General features: G+C 65.2%; 14 protein-coding genes. 5 read left to right on the top strand and 9 right to left on the bottom strand.

Going from position 1 to position 17,039, the window contains the following annotated elements:
• Positions 1-27: 27 nt before the first annotated feature.
• The 3 genes from G6N35_RS21775 to pe are packed head-to-tail and all read left to right on the top strand — an operon-like array spanning position 28 to position 5,556.
• Positions 28-1,437: a condensation domain-containing protein gene (locus G6N35_RS21775; protein ID WP_163807856.1), complete on the top strand. Its 1,410-nt coding sequence runs from the start codon at positions 28-30 to the stop codon at positions 1,435-1,437.
• 31 nt (positions 1,438-1,468) lie between these two features.
• A complete protein-coding gene (locus G6N35_RS21780; protein WP_163806115.1) occupies positions 1,469-4,447 on the top strand; it encodes an MMPL/RND family transporter in 2,979 nt (992 codons plus the stop codon).
• On the top strand, positions 4,444-5,556 hold the full coding sequence (gene pe / locus G6N35_RS21785; protein ID WP_163806116.1) for an acyltransferase PE: 1,113 nt from the start codon (positions 4,444-4,446) through the stop codon (positions 5,554-5,556). The genes G6N35_RS21780 and pe overlap by 4 nt, the downstream gene beginning before the upstream one ends.
• Positions 5,557-5,570: 14 nt before the next feature.
• Here pe and G6N35_RS21790 read toward each other — a convergent pair whose 3' ends face one another.
• Complete coding sequence (locus G6N35_RS21790; protein ID WP_163806117.1) at positions 5,571-6,206, bottom strand: GAP family protein; 636 nt, start codon at positions 6,204-6,206, stop codon at positions 5,571-5,573.
• Positions 6,206-7,936 (bottom strand): AMP-binding protein, encoded by a 1,731-nt coding sequence (locus G6N35_RS21795; RefSeq protein ID WP_163806118.1) that lies wholly within the window; start codon positions 7,934-7,936, stop codon positions 6,206-6,208. Before G6N35_RS21795 ends, G6N35_RS21790 begins: the two co-directional genes overlap by 1 nt.
• Positions 7,937-8,063: 127 nt before the next feature.
• Between G6N35_RS21795 and G6N35_RS21800 the strand changes: the two genes are divergently transcribed.
• Positions 8,064-8,546 carry a flavin reductase family protein gene (locus tag G6N35_RS21800; protein ID WP_163806119.1) on the top strand — a complete coding sequence of 161 codons (483 nt, stop codon included), beginning with the start codon at positions 8,064-8,066 and terminating at the stop codon, positions 8,544-8,546.
• 25 nt (positions 8,547-8,571) lie between these two features.
• On the opposite strand, the gene G6N35_RS26975 is transcribed toward G6N35_RS21800, so the two are convergent.
• The 5 genes from G6N35_RS26975 to G6N35_RS21820 form a co-directional block, all read right to left on the bottom strand.
• Complete coding sequence (locus G6N35_RS26975; RefSeq protein ID WP_170313145.1) at positions 8,572-8,727, bottom strand: hypothetical protein; 156 nt, start codon at positions 8,725-8,727, stop codon at positions 8,572-8,574.
• Positions 8,728-8,818: 91 nt separating this feature from the next.
• Positions 8,819-9,571, bottom strand: a complete 753-nt coding sequence (locus G6N35_RS21805; protein WP_163806120.1) for a succinate dehydrogenase/fumarate reductase iron-sulfur subunit — start codon at positions 9,569-9,571, stop codon at positions 8,819-8,821.
• Between the two features lie 2 nt (positions 9,572-9,573).
• On the bottom strand, positions 9,574-11,484 hold the full coding sequence (locus G6N35_RS21810; protein WP_163806121.1) for a fumarate reductase/succinate dehydrogenase flavoprotein subunit: 1,911 nt from the start codon (positions 11,482-11,484) through the stop codon (positions 9,574-9,576).
• Between the two features lie 35 nt (positions 11,485-11,519).
• The gene (locus G6N35_RS21815) at positions 11,520-12,356 is read right to left on the bottom strand and encodes a succinate dehydrogenase subunit SdhC (RefSeq protein ID WP_163806122.1); all 837 of its coding nucleotides are present in this window, start codon (positions 12,354-12,356) and stop codon (positions 11,520-11,522) included.
• Positions 12,357-12,425: 69 nt separating this feature from the next.
• Positions 12,426-12,722 (bottom strand): Rv0250c family protein, encoded by a 297-nt coding sequence (locus G6N35_RS21820; RefSeq protein ID WP_163806123.1) that lies wholly within the window; start codon positions 12,720-12,722, stop codon positions 12,426-12,428.
• 163 nt (positions 12,723-12,885) lie between these two features.
• Here G6N35_RS21820 and G6N35_RS21825 point away from each other — a divergent pair, with 163 nt between their 5' ends.
• A complete protein-coding gene (locus G6N35_RS21825; protein ID WP_163806124.1) occupies positions 12,886-13,647 on the top strand; it encodes an isocitrate lyase/PEP mutase family protein in 762 nt (253 codons plus the stop codon).
• 1 nt (position 13,648) lies between these two features.
• Here G6N35_RS21825 and G6N35_RS21830 read toward each other — a convergent pair whose 3' ends face one another.
• The gene (locus G6N35_RS21830) at positions 13,649-16,558 is read right to left on the bottom strand and encodes an MMPL/RND family transporter (protein ID WP_163806125.1); all 2,910 of its coding nucleotides are present in this window, start codon (positions 16,556-16,558) and stop codon (positions 13,649-13,651) included.
• Entirely contained in the window at positions 16,555-16,995 is a 441-nt protein-coding gene (locus G6N35_RS21835; protein WP_163806126.1) for an MmpS family transport accessory protein, read from the bottom strand. Before G6N35_RS21835 ends, G6N35_RS21830 begins: the two co-directional genes overlap by 4 nt.
• Positions 16,996-17,039: the final 44 nt, after the last annotated feature.

The raw sequence follows: 17,039 nt of genomic DNA on the forward strand, positions 1-17,039 counted from the left end.
GGGGTTTGTAGTGATGTGGAGGACCTGTTGCAGATCGGCAAGATCACGATCGGCACCATCGACGATTGGGATCCGCGGCCTGGAGAGGTGATCTCCTGGCATCCCACCGAGGCCGCGATCGAGAAGGCCAGGCAGGCGCCGGTGAGTCCGGTGCCGGTCAGTTACATGCAGAGCCAGCACATCCGGGGTGTCCATCACCAGGCGGCGGCCGGGTTGGACTATTCGCGGCAGATCATCGCGACCTGTGAAGTTCCTGGTCGCTGTGATGTCGAGGCGATGGGCCGGGCCATCAACTCCTACCTTCGCCGCCATGACACCTATCGGAGCTGGTTCGAGTACTCCGGCAGTGGTGACGTGGTGAGGCACACGATCGCCGATCCGGCGGACATCGAATTCGAGGCGCACAACTACGGCGAGATGGACGCTGCAGCGGCCCGCAAGCACATCGTCGACATTCCGAGTCCGCTGGAGTGGGGCTGCTTCAGCTTCGGAATCGTGCAGAGCGCTGATCATTTCGATTTCTACGCCAGCATCGATCATGTTCACGGTGATGCGGCCTTGATCGGCATCACGATGCTCGAAGCGCACGGCATGTATTCGTCGTTGACCACGACCGGTCAGGAAATGCCGTTGCCGGAGGCGGGCAGTTTCGACGACTTTTGCCGCCAGGAGGCTGAACGCACGGCGGCACTGACCGTCGATTCGCCGGAAGTTCGTGCCTGGATCGATTTCGCCGAACAAAACGGCGGCACATTGCCAGAGTTTCCGCTGCCGCTGGGTGATCCGGGTGTGCCGACGGTCGCCGATATGGTCGGCGACATTTTGCTGGATCCCGAACAGAGTGAGCGATTCGACGCGGTATGTTCGGCTGCCGGGGTGCGCTTCGTCGGTGGCCTGTTTGCCTGCACAGCCATGGCGGAGCATGAGCTGACCGGCGCTGCAACGTATTTCGGTCTGACTCCACGGGATACCCGCCGGACATCGGACAATTTCATGACACAGGGGTGGTTCACCGGTCTGGTGCCGATCACCGTTCCGATTGCTGCGACGTCGTTCAGTGAAGCCGCGTGGGCGGCACAGACGTCGTTCGATTCGGCGCTGAACCTGTCGAGGGTGCCCTATTACCGGGTGCTGGAATTGGCGGACTGGCTCGAGCGGCCGCGCCCGAACTTCCCGGTGTCGAACTTTCTGCATGGGAAGGCCGCCCCGATGAATGCAGTTCTGGCGGCTGCGGATATGGGCTATTCGAACAACATCGGGATCTATTCCGATGGCCGGTTCTCCTATCAATTGACCATTTATGTCTTCCGGTACGACGGGGGCACCGTCATGTCGGTGATGTTCCCGGACAACCCGATTGCGCAGAAATCTGTCGCGCGCTACATCGCCACGATGAAGTCGGTGGTGACGCGGGTGGCTGACAGCGGACAGTGGTGAATCCTGTGGTGATGGTGGGCGAGAGGGCCTCGTGCGACGACTAGCCGATTCGGTGGTGCGCTGGCCCTGGGTCGTGATCGGATTCTGGGCCGCGTTGGCGATAGCCCTGCCGCTGTCGTTTCCCAGCCTGAACGAGATGGCGACCAAGCATCCCCTGTCGATGCTGCCCGCCGACGCACCCTCGAGTATCGCCGCCCGGCAGATGACCGAGGCGTTCCAAGAGCCCGGCGGTGACGATCTGCTGTTGGTGGTCCTGACCGCCGAGAAGGGTCTGGACCGGTCTCATGAGGCCACGTATCGCAAACTGGTGACCGCGCTGCGCGATGATCCGCATGACGTCGTCATGGTGCAGGAGTTCATCGGGACACCGGCCCTGCGTTCGGTTCTGACCAGCAAGGACAACAAGTCCTGGGTGGTGCCGATCGGGCTTTCCGGTGCGCTGGGCACCCCGCAGTCCTACGCGGCCTTCACCAGGGTCGCCGATATCGTCAAGAAGAGCACTGCGGGTAGTCCGCTGGAGGTCCACCTGACCGGGCCGGCGGCCACGGTCGCGGATCTGACGGTTGCCGGCCAGACCGACCGGCTGCCGATCGAGATCGCCATTGGGGTGCTGGTGCTGCTGGTCTTGCTGGTGGTCTACCGCAATCCCATCACCATGCTGCTGCCGCTGATCGGCATCGGCACGTCGCTGGTCATCGCCCAGGCTGCCGTTGCAGGGGTGTCCGAGCTGACCGGTTTGGGGGTCTCCAACCAGGCGATCATCTTGCTCAGTGCGATAATTGCCGGGGCCGGAACGGATTACGCGGTCTTCTTGATCAGCCGCTATCACGATTTCCTGCGGCAGGGCGAGAGCTCCGATGACGCGGTCCGTCAGGCATTGGTCTCGGTCGGCAAGGTGATCACCGCGTCGGCCGCCACCATCGGCGTCACCTTCCTGGGTATCAGCTTCGCCAGGATGGGCGTGTTCGCCACGGTCGGGGTGTCCTCGGCCATCGGCGTGGGGGTGGCGTTCCTGGCCGCGGTCACGCTGCTGCCGGCGATCATCACCCTGGCCGGTCCGCGCGGCTGGATCGCACCGCGCAGGGAGCTCACCGCCCGCTGGTGGCGACGGTCCGGGGTTCGGATCGTGCGCAGGCCGGTCGCCCACCTGGTGGCCAGCATGCTGGTGTTGGGTCTGCTGGCCAGCTCGGCGGCGCTGGCCACGTACAACTACGACGACCGCAAGGCGGTGCCCGCCTCGGCGCCCAGCTCGGTCGGGTACGCCGCGCTGGACCGGCATTTCGACATCAATCAGTTGATCCCGTCGTATGTGTTGGTCCGGTCACCGCGCGACCTGCGCAGCCCGCAGGCGCTGGCCGACCTCGAACAGATGGCGAGCCGGATCAGCCAGCTGCCCGACATCGCGATGGTCAGCGGGATCACCCGGCCGCTGGGTGTGGTTCCCAAGGAGTTTCGGGCCACCTATCAGGCGGGCCTGGTCGGTGACCGGCTCAGCACCGGGGCAGCCGTCATCGGTGACAACATGGCCGACCTGAATCGGTTGGCCAGCGGGGCCGACACGCTGGCGACCAACCTGGGGGATGTCCGCGGTCAGGTCGGCCAGGTGGCGACCAGCATCCAGGCCATGGTGGATGCGTTCTCGTCCATCAAGGGCCAGTACGGCGGCGACACGCTGGTCAAGAACGTCGAGGTGGCAGCCAAGCTGGTCAACGCGGTCAATCGGCTGGGCAACGAGATGGGGGTGAGTTTCACCGCCGCCCGCGACATGTTCGCCTGGGTCGGCCCGGTGCTGGTGGCACTGCATGGCAACGCGGTGTGCGACCTCGACCCGTCCTGCGCCGAGACGCGCGGTCACTTCCAGGCCCTCGTCGACGCCCGCAATGACGGGACCATCGACGAGATCAACGCTCTGGCAGGGCAATTGCAGTCCATGCAGGACAAGCAATCGCTCAGTGCCGCACTGGACCAGCTCAACAGCGCGTTCGGCAGGCTGACCTCGATCATGCACACCATGGGGTTGGACACCCCGGCCGGCGCCCAGGCCGGCACCAGCAAGCTGCGCAGGAGTGCCGATCAGGCCGCCACCGGCAGCCGTGCGGTGGCCGACGGCGTCGACGAGGTGGTCGATCAGATCAAACTCATGCGCAGCGGCCTGGACCAGGCCGCTGCCTTCCTGCTGTCGATGAAGCAGAACGCGGCCTCCCCGGCGATGGCGGGCTTCAACATTCCGCCCGAGGTGCTCGGGTTGCCCGACTTCAAGACCGCCACCAAGGTATTCATCTCACCGGACGGGCATTCGGCGCGTTATCTGGTGCTCACCAAACTCGATCCGTTCAGTGCCGCGTCCATGGATCAGGTGTCGAAGATCGCCGACACCGCACGGGGCGCCCAGCCCAACACCATGCTCGCCGATGCCACCATATCGATGGGTGGCTACCCCGCCGCGCTGCGTGACACCCGCGACTACTACCACCGCGATATCCGGTTCATCATCGCGATGACCACGCTGGTGGTGCTGGCGATCCTGATGCTGTTGCTACGCGCAGTCCTAGCACCGCTGTATCTGGTCGGCACGGTGGTGCTGTCCTACTTCGCGGCGCTGGGTCTCGGGGTCCTGGTCTTCCAGGTGTTGCTGCACCAGCACCTGCATTGGACGGTGCCGCCGTTGGCGTTCGTCGTGCTCGTCGCGGTCGGTGCCGACTACAACCTGCTGTTCGCCTCGCGACTGCGGGACGGGGCGTACGGCGCCAGCCGCTACGGCATCGTGCGGACGCTGTCCTCGACCGGTGGTGTCATCACCGCTGCCGGTCTGATCTTTGCGGCGTCGATGAGCGGGCTGCTGTTCTCCAGCATCGGGACCGTCGTCCAGGGCGGTTTCGTCATCGGCGCTGGGATCTTGCTGGACACATTCTTGGTCAGGACCATCACCGTGCCCGCCATCGCTACTCTGGTCGGAAAGGCGAACTGGTGGCCGTCTCGATTCATCCGGCAGGGGAGTAGTAAGGCGTGAAGAAGCTACTCGCAGCGGCAACACTCTTCCTGACTCTGGGGGCTACCGGCGGGATCGCCAGCGCGGATCAGCCGGCACCGGATATCGCACCCGACAACGGAACCACGCCGCTGGGCACACCGGGCCGGGGCTATGCGCTGGGCGGTGCTCACGTGTTGGGAATCCCCTACGACGAATACATCCGCCGAACCGGTGCGGACTGGTTCCCCGGTCTGCAGCGCCAGATCGTCGACTACCCAGCCGGGCAGGTGCAGGGCCACGTGCTGGAACGGCTGTTCCCCGGCATCGGTCGGCTCGACGACAACTTCCCCGGCCTGGGCATCGACGGACCGAGCATCGGCGAATCAGTCGATGTGGGTGAGGGCAACGTCATCCGTGCCATTCAGGAGGGCGGGCCCGGCACCGCGATCGGGCTGTCCGAGGGTGCGATGGTGCTCAACGCCGTGCAGAACCGGTTGGCCACCGATCCGAACGCGCCGCCGCCGGACCAGCTGTCCTTCGCCACCTACGGCGATCCGGTCGCACCGCACGCCTTCGGTGCGGGCTTCCTGGCGCAGAACTTTTCGGTGGGCAGCGTGGTACCGGCCCTCGACTACACCATGCCGCCACAGGTGGACAGCCAGTACAACTCCTACCGGTTCGTCTCCGCCTATGACAGCATCGCGGATTGGCCGGACCGGCAAGACAATTGGATGGCTTTGCTCAACGCTGTCGTGGGGCTGGCCACCGGTCACACCGCGGTGGCGTTCACCAACCCGAGCATGGTTCCGCCGCAGAACATCCGGACCACGGTGAACTCCCGGGGAGCCACGACGACGACGTTCCTCATTCCGGAGCAGCACCTGCCACTGGTGTTGCCGTTCAAGTACCTCGGTGTCGACGAGCCGACCCTGAACCGGCTCGACGGGGTGCTCAAACCCATGGTGGATTCCGGGTATTCACGCAACGACGATCCCGCCACCGCGCCGCTCGAAGTGGATCCGGTGCACGGCTACGACCCGGCGGCCGTCACCGCACCGGCAACCCAGGCAGCGTTCGGTGGCGGTGCTGACCCGGTGTCGCAGTTGATGGCCGGTCTGCAGTACGTGCTGTCACACAATCAGCACTGAGTCCGCGCGGCCGGTCACATCGACGCCACGCCCGCGGCGAGCAGCACCACTGCGAGCACGGCCAGCAGGGCGGCGACCTGTCGTCGGCTTCTGGCCCGGATCCAGCGATGCACCGCGGTGATCGCGGCGTAGGTCGGGCCGGGAGCGGCCAGATAGGCCAACAGCGGTAGCTCCACCAGAGTGAACGCCACGACGTTGAACATCAGCAGCGCCGCCAGCCGGGTCTCGGCGGCGACGTCGGCGGCGGCGATGACAGCCATGGCCGCCAGGAAGTCGACGGACGGCAGCGCGATCCCGAGCCCCGCGATCCCGGCCCAGACCGGTGAGGGCCGGGTGAGGGTCTGACGAAGCCAGTCCGGTGGTGTCCTGTCGCGGCCCTTCGTGACTGCCAGCACGATCGCGGCCAGCAGCGCCAATGCGCCGATGGTGATCTGCACGGTGGGCAGGGTGACGTCGGCGCTGGCGGTGAGGTGTGCTCCCAGCGCGAAGACGACGACGGCACCGACGGTCAGACCCATCAGGAAACCACCACACAGGAACGCGGCGAGCTGAAGGACCGGTCGCGGCCGATTCAGCATCAGCACGGTCATCCCGACCCGGAAAGGCTCCACACTGACCGCGGCCGCCATGACCAGCAGGGTGAACCACATCAGCTGAGCGGTTGCGCGTCCAACCGCACGAATTGCCCCCGACCGTACTGCTCGGCACTGGCCGCACGGCGAATCTTGCCGCTGGTGGTGGTGGGCATCGACCCGGGTTCCACCAGGACGATGTCGGCGACCTGTAACCCGTGGGCGCGCGAAACCGCGGCAATCACATCGTTTTTCGCCGTCGTCAGGGATTCGGGATCATGGGTCTTCTTCAGCTCCGCGATGACGACCAGCTTCTCGGTCTGCTCGTCGGCCACCGCGATGGCGGCCACCCGGCCGCGGGTGATCCGCTGCACCGTCGCCTCGATGTCGTCGGAATAGTGGTTACGCCCGCGCACGATCAGCATGTCCTTGATGCGGCCGACGACGAACAACTCTCCCTCGGAGATGAAGCCCTGATCCCCGGTGCGCAGCCAGCCGTCGACGGGGACGTCGAGCCCGTCGACGGGATCGGCAAGGCGAGCACCGAACGCGGACCCGGTCTGCTCGGGCTTGCGCCAGTAGCCGGCGGAGACGTTCTCGCCATGCGTCCAGATCTCGCCCACGGTGCCATCCGGGCACAGCAGGCAGGTCTGCGCGTCGACGATGCGCAGCAGCGGTGAACGCGGCGGTTGGTAGCGCAGCAGTTCGGTCCCGCCCGATGTGCGTACCGCCCGGCCTTGGGTCAGTTCGTCCGCATCGAACTCGACGGTTTCGGGTGCCCGATCGGCGCCGCCGCTGGCAACGTACACCGTCGCCTCGGCCAGGCCGTACGACGGCGCGATCATCTCTGGGCGAAACCCGTTGGGCGCCAGCGTCTTTGTGAAGCGGTACAGGGTCTCCGGGTGGATGCGCTCGGCGCCGTTGATCACGCCGATGACGCCGCTGAGGTCCAGACCCTGCAGCTCGGTGTCGGTGGCGCGCCGTGCGGTGAGATCGAACGCGAAGTTGGGTGCACCCGACCACGCCTTGTCCTGGCGGGCCATGGCTTCCAGCCACCGAGCCGGACGGGACAGGAAGGAGATGGGGCTCATCAGGTCGGCGGGGTGTCCGCTGAGGATGGGCGCAGCGATCCCGAGCATCAGTCCCATGTCGTGGTAGAAGGGCAGCCACGAGACCAGGGTCACCCCGGGTGGGAACGTGCCACCGTAGTGAGCCAGGTATTCGGCCATCAGCTGCTCGAAGTTCGCGCACACGTTGCGATGCGAGATCATCACCCCGGCCGGCAACCGGGTCGAGCCCGAGGTGTACTGCAGGTAGGCGACGTCGGTGCCGTCGGCGATCTCGGCGTCCTGCGGCTGGGGTGCGTCGAGGTCGAGCATATCCACCGCGATCACCGCGATCACGGCCGCGCCGTCATCGACGTACTGGGCCGCGACATCGGCAACCGCTGCCGTGGTCAGCACCACGGCAGGTGAGGTATCGGTGACCACGGCGCTCACCCGCTCGTCGTGTGACCCGGCGACGGGGACCGACAGCGGGACGGCGATGAAACCGGCCCACATCGCCCCCAGGAACCCGACGATGTAGGGCAATCCCTGGGGCGCGATGATCAGCGCGCGGTCACCGGGTGAGCCGTGCCTGCTCAGCTCCTCGGCCACGTTGACGGTGCGCCGGTAGAGCTGCGCCCACGTCAGCCGGTCCGCGATACCGTCGGCGTCCTGGTCGTAGTCGGTGAAGGTGAACGCGACGTCGTCTGGTGTCGAACTCGCCCGCTCGCGCAACACGGTCAAGAGCGAGACATTCGACATGGCCACAGGTTACTCAACCGTAAATATGTTCGCGCCCTGGCACGGCTAAGGACCATCTGTGAAAAGGGGACCGGCTGGTGGGACGGGCCCGGACAACAGGCGGCCTCGGTGCCATGATGGGGTCGTCATGGGCACTACCGAGTTGAGTTCGAGTTCGCTACGTGAGGCCTTCGGTCACTACCCGACCGGAGTCATCGCGATCGCCGCTGAAGTGAGCGGTACGCGGGTCGGCCTGGCCGCCTCCACCTTCGTCCCGGTCTCACTGGACCCGCCGCTGGTGTCGTTCTGTGTGCAGAACACCTCGGAAACCTGGCCCAAGCTGGCAGGTGCTCCGCTGCTGGGCATCAGTGTGCTCGGCGAGAGCCACGATGTCGCCGCCCGGACTTTGGCCGCCAAGACCGGAGACCGTTTCGCCGGCCTGCAGACCGAGTCGCGCAACGGCGCGGTCTTCATCCACGGCACCAGCGTCTGGCTCGAGAGTGCCATCGAGCAGCTGATTCCGGCCGGCGACCACACCATCGTCATCCTGCGGGTCACCGACATCACCGTGCATGACGACGTCGCCCCGATCGTGTTCCACCGCAGCTCGTTTCGCAGGCTGAGCAGCTAGCCCAGCCTGACCGGCACACCCGCCGTCAGGGTCGCTCGGCGAGTTCGTCGCGATAGCCCGCGATGCGGCGCTCGATCTCGGTCGCGTCGTCGCCCCGACCCTCTTTGCGGGCCAGTTCGGCGCGGGCTGAGAGCTCGCGGATCGCAGTGCGAATCTCGTTGATGCTGTGGGCTGTTCCCATATCGCGAGGCTACCCAGATAGCGACGAGCGTGAACCCACTGCGAAAAATCGGGTGAGATTTCGCAGCAGATTCACGCTCGTCGAAAAGGGCCTATTTCTTGCCGAACAGCTTGTTGCCGAGCCAGACCACCGGGTCGTACTTGCGGTCGACCACCCGCTCCTTCAGCGGGATCAGCGCGTTGTCGGTGATCTTGATGTGCTCGGGGCACACCTCGGTGCAGCACTTGGTGATGTTGCAGAAGCCCAGGCCGTTCTCCTCCTGGGCCATGTTGCGACGATCCAGGGTGTCCAGCGGATGCATCGACAGCTCAGCCTGTCGCATCAGGTACCGCGGGCCGGCGAAGGACTTCTTGTTCTCCTCGTGGTCGCGGTTGACGTGGCACACGTTCTGGCACAGGAAGCATTCGATGCACTTGCGGAATTCCTGGCTGCGGTTCACATCCTCCTGCTGCATCCGGTATTCGCCGGGCTGCAGATCCTTGGGGGGAGTGAACGACGGGATCTCCCGGGCCTTCTCGTAGTTGAAGGACACATCGGTGACCAGGTCGCGCATGACGGGGAAGGTCCGCAACGGGGTGATGGTCACGACTTCGTCCTGGCCGAACGTCGACATGCGCGTCATGCACATCAGCCGCGGCCGGCCGTTGATCTCCGCCGAACACGAGCCGCACTTGCCGGCCTTGCAGTTCCAGCGGACCGCGAGGTCACCGGCCTGCGTTGCTTGCAGCCGGTGGACGATGTCGAGTACCACCTCGCCGTCGTTCACCTCGACGGTGTAGTCCTGCAGGTCGCCGCCGGTTTCGTCGCCGCGCCACACCCGCAGTTTCGCGTCGTATGCAGCCATGGTCAGCCCTTCCGGTCCGGGTGCTCGGCCAGTTGATCGTCGGTGTAGTACTTCTCGAGCTCGGACAGCTCGAACGTGGCCAGCAGGTCGGGCCGCATCACCGGCTGCTGTTCGGGCGTCACCGTCACCTCGGGCACCACCGCATCACCGGGAGCGACCCGGCAGACCAGCAGCTTGTTGCGCCAGTGCGAATCCATCTTCGGGTAGTCGTCGCGGGTGTGCCCGCCCCGGCTCTCGGTGCGCGCCAGCGCGGCCTTGGCGACACACTCGCTGACCAGCAGCATGTTGCGCAGGTCGATCGCGAGGTGCCAGCCCGGGTTGAAGACGCGCCCGCCTTCGACGGCGACGTTGGCATAGCGCGCCTTGAGCTCGTCGATCTTGGCCAGTGCCTCCTGCAGCTCGCCTTCCTTGCGGATGATCCCGGCCAGGTCGTTCATCGACTGCTGGAGCTCGGCGTGCAGGGTGTAGGGATTCTCGGGATTGGCCTTCGGCTCGAACGGCGCCAATGCCAGGCCGGCGGCCTCCTCGAGCGCCGCATCCGACACCGTGGGCCGGTGGGCGAGCGCCCGGACGTAGTCGGACGCTCCGAGCCCGGCGCGGCGGCCGAACACCAGCAGATCCGACAGCGAGTTGCCGCCCAGCCGGTTGGAACCGTGCATACCGCCCGAGCACTCACCCGCAGCGAACAGGCCCGGCGTCGCGCCGGCACCGGAATCGGGGTCGACTTCGATACCACCCATGACGTAGTGGCAGGTCGGACCGACCTCCATCATGTCCTTGGTGATGTCGACCTCGGCCAGCTCGATGAACTGGTGGTACATCGACGGCAGGCGCTTCTTGATCTCCTCGGGCGTCATCCGGGAGGCGATGTCGAGGTACACACCGCCGTGCGGCGTGCCGCGGCCGGCCTTGACCTCATCGTTGATGGCCCGGGCCACCTCGTCGCGGGGAAGCAGGTCCGGCGTGCGACGCGCCGAGTCGTTGTCCTTGAGCCATTGATCGGCTTCCGCCTCGGTCTCGGCGTACTGCCCCTTGAACACCTCGGGGATGTAGTCGAACATGAAGCGCTTGCCCTCGGAGTTCTTCAGAACACCGCCGTCACCGCGCACACCCTCGGTGACCAGGATGCCCTTGACCGACAGCGGCCAGACCATACCGGTGGGGTGGAACTGGATGAACTCCATGTTGATCAGGCCGGAACCCGCGCGCAGCGCCAGGGCGTGTCCGTCGCCGGTGTACTCCCAGGAGTTCGACGACACCTTGAACGACTTACCGATACCGCCGGTGGCCAGCACCACGGCCGGCGTCTCGAACAGGACGAACTTGCCGGTTTCGCGCCAGTAGCCGAAGGCTCCCGCGATCGCGTCGCCGTCTTTGATCAGTTCGGTGATGGAGCATTCATGGAAGACCTTGATCCGGGCCTCGTAGTCGCCGAGTTCCTTCTTGTCCTCCTGCTGCAGCGAGACGATCTTCTGCTGCAGGGTGCGGATGATCTCCAGGCCGGTGCGGTCACCGACGTGGGCCAGCCGCGGGTAGGTGTGGCCGCCGAAGTTGCGCTGACTGATCCGGCCGTCCTTGGTCCGGTCGAACAGTGCGCCGTAGGTCTCGAGCTCCCATACCCGGTCGGGGGCTTCCTGAGCGTGCAGCTCGGCCATCCGCCAGTTGTTGAGGAACTTGCCGCCGCGCATCGTGTCACCGAAGTGAACCTGCCAGCTGTCCTTGGTGTTGACGTTGCGCATCGCAGCGGCGCAACCGCCTTCGGCCATCACGGTGTGGGCCTTACCGAACAGCGACTTCGTCACGACGGCCACCCGCAGGCCCCGTTCGCGAGCCTCGATCACCGCTCGTAGGCCCGCGCCGCCGGCACCGATCACGACTACGTCGTAGGAATGCCGTTCGACCTCAACCGTCATGTGTCCTCACTCAAACTATGGGCAGAAAATGCTTGTCAGCCAATGAATCTCAGGTCAGAGATGGTCCCACTGGCCACCAGCGCGACGTAGAAGTCGGTCAGCATCAGGCTGCCCAGGGTGATCCACGCGAACAGCTTGTGGCGGGTGTTGATCTTGCTGACCTGGGTCCAGATCCAGTAGCGGACCGGGTGCTTGGAGAAGTGCTTGAGCCGGCCCCCGGTGACGTGGCGGCAGGAGTGGCACGACAGCGTGTAGATCCAGAGCAGCACGACGTTGGCCACCAGGATGACGTTGCCCAGGCCGAACCCGAAACCGCTGGCGGTCTTGTCGGAGTGGAAGGCGACGATCGCGTCGTAGGTGTTGATCACCGAGATGATGCCGGCGATGTAGAAGAAGTACCGGTGGCTGTTCTGGATGATCAGCGGAAGACGGGTTTCCCCAGTGTATTTGGCGTGCGGCTCGGCGACGGCGCAGGCGGTGGGGGACTGCCACACCGAACGGTAGTAGGCCCCGCGGTAGTAGTAGCAGGTGAGCCGGAACAGCAGCAGGAACGGCAACGACAGCAGGGCGTAGGGGAGCAGTGACAGCGGGCCGGTCGCGGGCAGGATCTGCGGCCAGAAGTCACTGGCCTCCCCGCACGCCTTGCTCAGACACGGGGAGTAGAACGGCGTCAGGTAGTGGTACTGCGGGACGAAGAAGTGGTCCCGCTGAAAGGCCCGCACCGTCGCGTAGATGATGAATGCCGCGAATCCCAGGTCGGTGAGGATCGGCGACTTCAGCCAGTTGTCGGTGCGCAGCGTGCGCTGCGGTATCTGGGCGCGACCCGGTGAGAAGACGCCGGTCGCAGGGCGGTTACCCGCAGGTGCGCTCATCTACTGTGATCCCCTTCTCATGAACTGTTTGGAGGGTACCCAGATCACAGCACCCGGTGAAAAGTGGTCTCAACGACGGTTGTGGCCGCCGACACCCTCGTCATCGACGTCGCGCCAGAAGGTCGAGTCGTAGGGGGTGTCGGGAACGGGGATCTTCTCGCCCGACACGATGATCGTTTGCTGGCCGAGCTCGAGTTCATTGGCGTCGATATCCAGTAGCTCGACGTCATTGAGGATTCGCTCGGTGTCGTTGACGATTCGACGCATTGCCGGGGAGTCGCCGTATTTGGACTTCATCGACAGCACGCACTGCCGCAGGCCGCCGATCAGATGGTGCAGTTCGGTCAATTCGGTCGTGGTGGACAACGGACCTCCTCGGGGCTGAAAGTGTTATGAATCACATTACGGCACCCGATGTTAGCCACGTCGCCGACTAAAAGTGAGACAGGTCACGTCCGGTAAGGGTCTGTCGCCGGCCGTGTTGCACCACCCGAAGTCACCTGAACCACCCGAGACAAGGACTGACGCCATGACCGACCCGAAGAATCTCGCCGAACGTGCCGCAACGTTGTTGGCGCTTCATCAGCCCGGCAATCCGGTGGTTCTGCCCACGGTGTGGGACGCGTGGTCGGCCAAGCTGGCCGTCGAGGCCGGTTTCACCGCGCTGACCGTCGGCAGTCACCCGGTCGCCGACTCCATCGGGAAGCCGGACAACGAGGGCATGACGTTCGACGACCTGCTCACCCGCGTCACCCAGATCACCGCAGCGGTCGACGTGCCCATCTCGGTCGACATCGAGTCCGGGTACGGGCTGCCCGCGGGGCGGCTGATCGAGGGTCTGCTCGGGGCGGGGGCGGTGGGCCTCAACGTCGAGGACACCGTGCACTCCGAGGGCGGTCGGCTGCGGTCGGCGTCCGAGCACGCCGAGTTGGTGGGCGCACTGCGTGCCGGCGCCGACGCGGCCGGAGTTCATCTGGTGGTCAACGCCCGCACGGATCTGTTCCTGCGCCAGGACGGCGACGCCTCCGATCGGGTGGAGCGTGCCATCGCCCGACTTACCGAGGCTGCCGACGCCGGTGCCGACGTCCTCTATCCCGTCGGTCGCCATGACGACGACACGTTGCGCCGGCTGGCCACCGAGCTGCCGCTGCCGATCAACGCGATCGCCCTGCCGGAATCCGACGACCCGGCCTCGTTCGGGCCGCTGGGCGTGGGACGGATCAGCTTCGGACCGTTCTGGCAGGCCGCACTGGCGGTGCGGGCGCGCGAGATCCTCGGCCGCTGGCAGTAATTCAGGCCCCGGCGGGCACCTCCGCGGTGTCCTCGTCGCCGGCCGGCGGCGTGGGCGGAGTTGCCTGCCGGGCCCGGAAGTGGTTGTCGCCGCGCGGGTAGACCACCTGGGGCCACCAGAACCAGCGTCCCAGCATGGTCGCGATCGACGGCATCAACAGCGAGCGCACGATGAAGGTGTCGATCAGCAGACCGATCGCGATCGTCGAGCCCATCTGGGCCAACACCGTCAGCTGGCTGAACATCATGCCCGCCATGGTCGCGGCGAACACCAGGCCGGCCGAGGTCACCACGCCACCGGTGCCCGCCATCGAGCGGATGATCCCGGTCTTCAGGCCCGCGTGGATCTCATCCTTGAAACGGGAGACCAGCAGCAGGTTGTAGTCCGAGCCGACGGCCAACAGGATGATCACCGACATCAGCATGACCAGCCATTGCACCTGGATGCCGAACAGGTCCTGCCAGAGCAGCACCGAGATACCGAAGGACGCCGCGATCGAGCTGCCCGCAGTGCCGACGATCACCAGTGCGGCGACCACGCTGCGGGTCAGGATCAACATGATCATGAAGATCAGCGTCAACGACGACACCACGGCGATCAGCAGGTCATAGCGCGCTCCGTCGGACATGTCCTTGTAGGTCGCCGCGACACCGCCGAGGTACACCTTGGCATTCGACAGCGACGACATCTTGAGCGCCTCTTGGGCTGCTTTTCGCTCGGCGTCGACCCTGGCGATGCCCTCCACTGTGGCAGGGTCGCCCTCATGGGTGATGAACATGCGGGCGGACTTGCCGTCGGGGGATAGGAACATCTTCAGACCGCGCTGAAAGTCCGGATTCTGGAAGGCTTCCGGCGGCAGGAAGAACAGATCGTCATTCTTGGCCTGGTCGAAGCTGGAGCCCATCGCCAGCGCGGTGTCGTTACTGGCCTGCATCTGGTCGAGCAGCGCCTTCTGGTTGTTGTACGACGCCAGCGCCAGGTCCCGGCTGACTTTCATCGACGCGATCGTCTGGGGCAGCAGCGCGGTCAGCTGTGGTGCCAGCGCGGCCAGCTGATCGGTGTTGCCCTGCACCGCTTGAGTTTTGTCGGTGACCTCGTCGATCCCGTCCAGGGAGTCGAACAGCGACTTCGTTGCCGAACAGAGCGGGATGTCGAAGCAGTGCGGTTCCCAGTAGAAGTAGTTGCGCATCGGCCGGAACTGGTCGTCGAAGTTGGCGATGTTGTCCCGCAACGCCTTCGTGGTCTCCAACAGGTCCGCCGACTTGGCCGCCGAGTCCTGGGTGAGCTGAGTTTGCTTGAGCGACAACTGGTATTGCTGCTCCAGGATGTCGATCGAGGTGTTCATCGTGTCGACGGTCTTGAGCTGGTTGGCCAGCTGATCCTGCTGGAACGGCAGATTCATGTTGGTGGTCTGGCCGGCGACGCTGGTCTGGAACGGGATCGAGCTGTGCTGGATCGGGATGCCCAGTGGCCGGGTGATGCTCTGCACCATCGCGATACCGTCGGTGTGCATGACATTGCTGGCGACCTTGTTGAGCACCAGCATGTCGGCGGGATTACGCATGTCGTGATCGGCCTGGATCATCATGATGTCGGGGTTCATCCGGGCCTGGGTGAAATGGCGGTCGGCCGCGGCGAAGCCGATGTTGACCGGCGCGTCCTTGGGCATGTAGTAGCGGTCGTTGTAGGCCGGCTTATAGCCGGGGATCGCAACCAGTCCGAGCAGGACGACGAACAGGCTGGCCACGAAGATCGGTGCGGGCCAACGCACCACAGCGGTGCCGACCTTTCGCCAGAACCGGCTCTGTGGCGGACGTTTCGACTCGTAGAGACCCACCCGGCTGCCCAGGTAGAGCACCGCTGGGCCGAGCGTGACGGAGATCGCCACGACCACGAGCATGCCGATCGCCACCGGGGCGCCCATGGTGGAGAAGTAGGGCAGTCGGGCGAAGCTCAGGCAGTATGTCGCACCGGCGATGGTCAAACCGGAGCCCACGATGACGGGGGCGACGGATTTGAATGTGGCGTAATAGGATTCATCTCGATCCAGACCCATCCCGCGGTCCTCACGGTACCGGCCGAAGATGAAGATGCCGTAGTCGGTGGCCGCGGCGATGGCGAGCATGGTCAGGATGTTCCCGGCGAAGGTGGTCATTCCGAAGGCGCCATGGCTGGCCAGCACCGACACCACACCACGCGCGGTCAGCAGGGCGAGGAACGTCAGGAACAGCTGGATCAGTGTGGTGCGGATCGAGCGATAGACCACCAGCAGCATGCCGGCAATGGCCACGAGCGTGATCAAGGTGATCTCGGCGAGGCTGGCGTTGCCGATGACGTGGGTGTCGTGGGTCAACGCGGCCGGGCCCGCGACGTAGGCCTGCACCCCGGGCGGCGCTTTGGTGTCGGCGATGACATTGCGCGCCGCCTCGACGCCTTCGTTGGCCAGCGTCAGACCTTGCTCACCGGCAAGGTTCAGCATCACGTATGCCGCCTTGCCGTCGGCACTCTGGGCGCCGGCAGCCGTCAGCGTGTCGCCCCAGAAATCCTGGATGTGCTGGATGTGTGTTGGATCCTGGCGCAGCTTGCGGATGATCTCGTCGTAATAGGCGTGCGCGTCGGGGCCGAGTTTCTGCTGGCCTTCGATCACGACCATGATCGTGCTGTTGGAGTTGAACTCCTGGAAGTCGGCGCCCATCTTCTTCATCGCGATCATCGACGGGGCGTCGTAGGGAGCCATCGGCGCCGCATGCATCTCGCCGACGACTTCGAGCTGTGGTGCCACCACGTTGACCACGACGGAGACGGCGATCCAGAACAGGATGATCGGGACCGAGAGAATGCGGATCAGGTGGGGCACGACCGGCCGCTTCTGGTGGGAGCCGGACTCGGGTGTGGCGACGGTGTGGGTCATGCGGACTTCACCAGGCAGTAGGTCTGGGCGTTGACGCCATCGGCTGATTTCTCCTCGCGAACAACACCATTGACTGTCACTCGGCATCCGATCTGATCACCGTCGGTCTGTGCCATCAGGCTGGCGCTGACGGTGGGGAGAGTGGTCGACAGGGTGACCGACCACGGCAGTGGAACGGTGATCGTGTGCACGTTGGCCTCCGGATCGAAGTAGCTGATCTGAGCGCTGGTCCCCGGCGCGCCGTAGACGTCGTAAACCAGCACCTTCGGGTTGAACTGGACGATCTCGATGCCCGCGCCTGCGCCGGCGTTGAGGTTCTGGGATGCGAACATCTTGTGCAGTCGGGACACGACAAGGCCTGAGACCGCCAGCACCACGATCAACACAAGCGGTATCCACACCTTCTTCAGGCCGCGGACCACCGGAACCGCCTTCATCTCAACACCTTTCGATAACCTCTGTTAGAGAGTCGATCCCCGGA

The organism is Mycolicibacterium anyangense, from assembly GCF_010731855.1.
Taxonomy (GTDB): Bacteria; Actinomycetota; Actinomycetes; order Mycobacteriales; family Mycobacteriaceae; genus Mycobacterium; species Mycobacterium anyangense.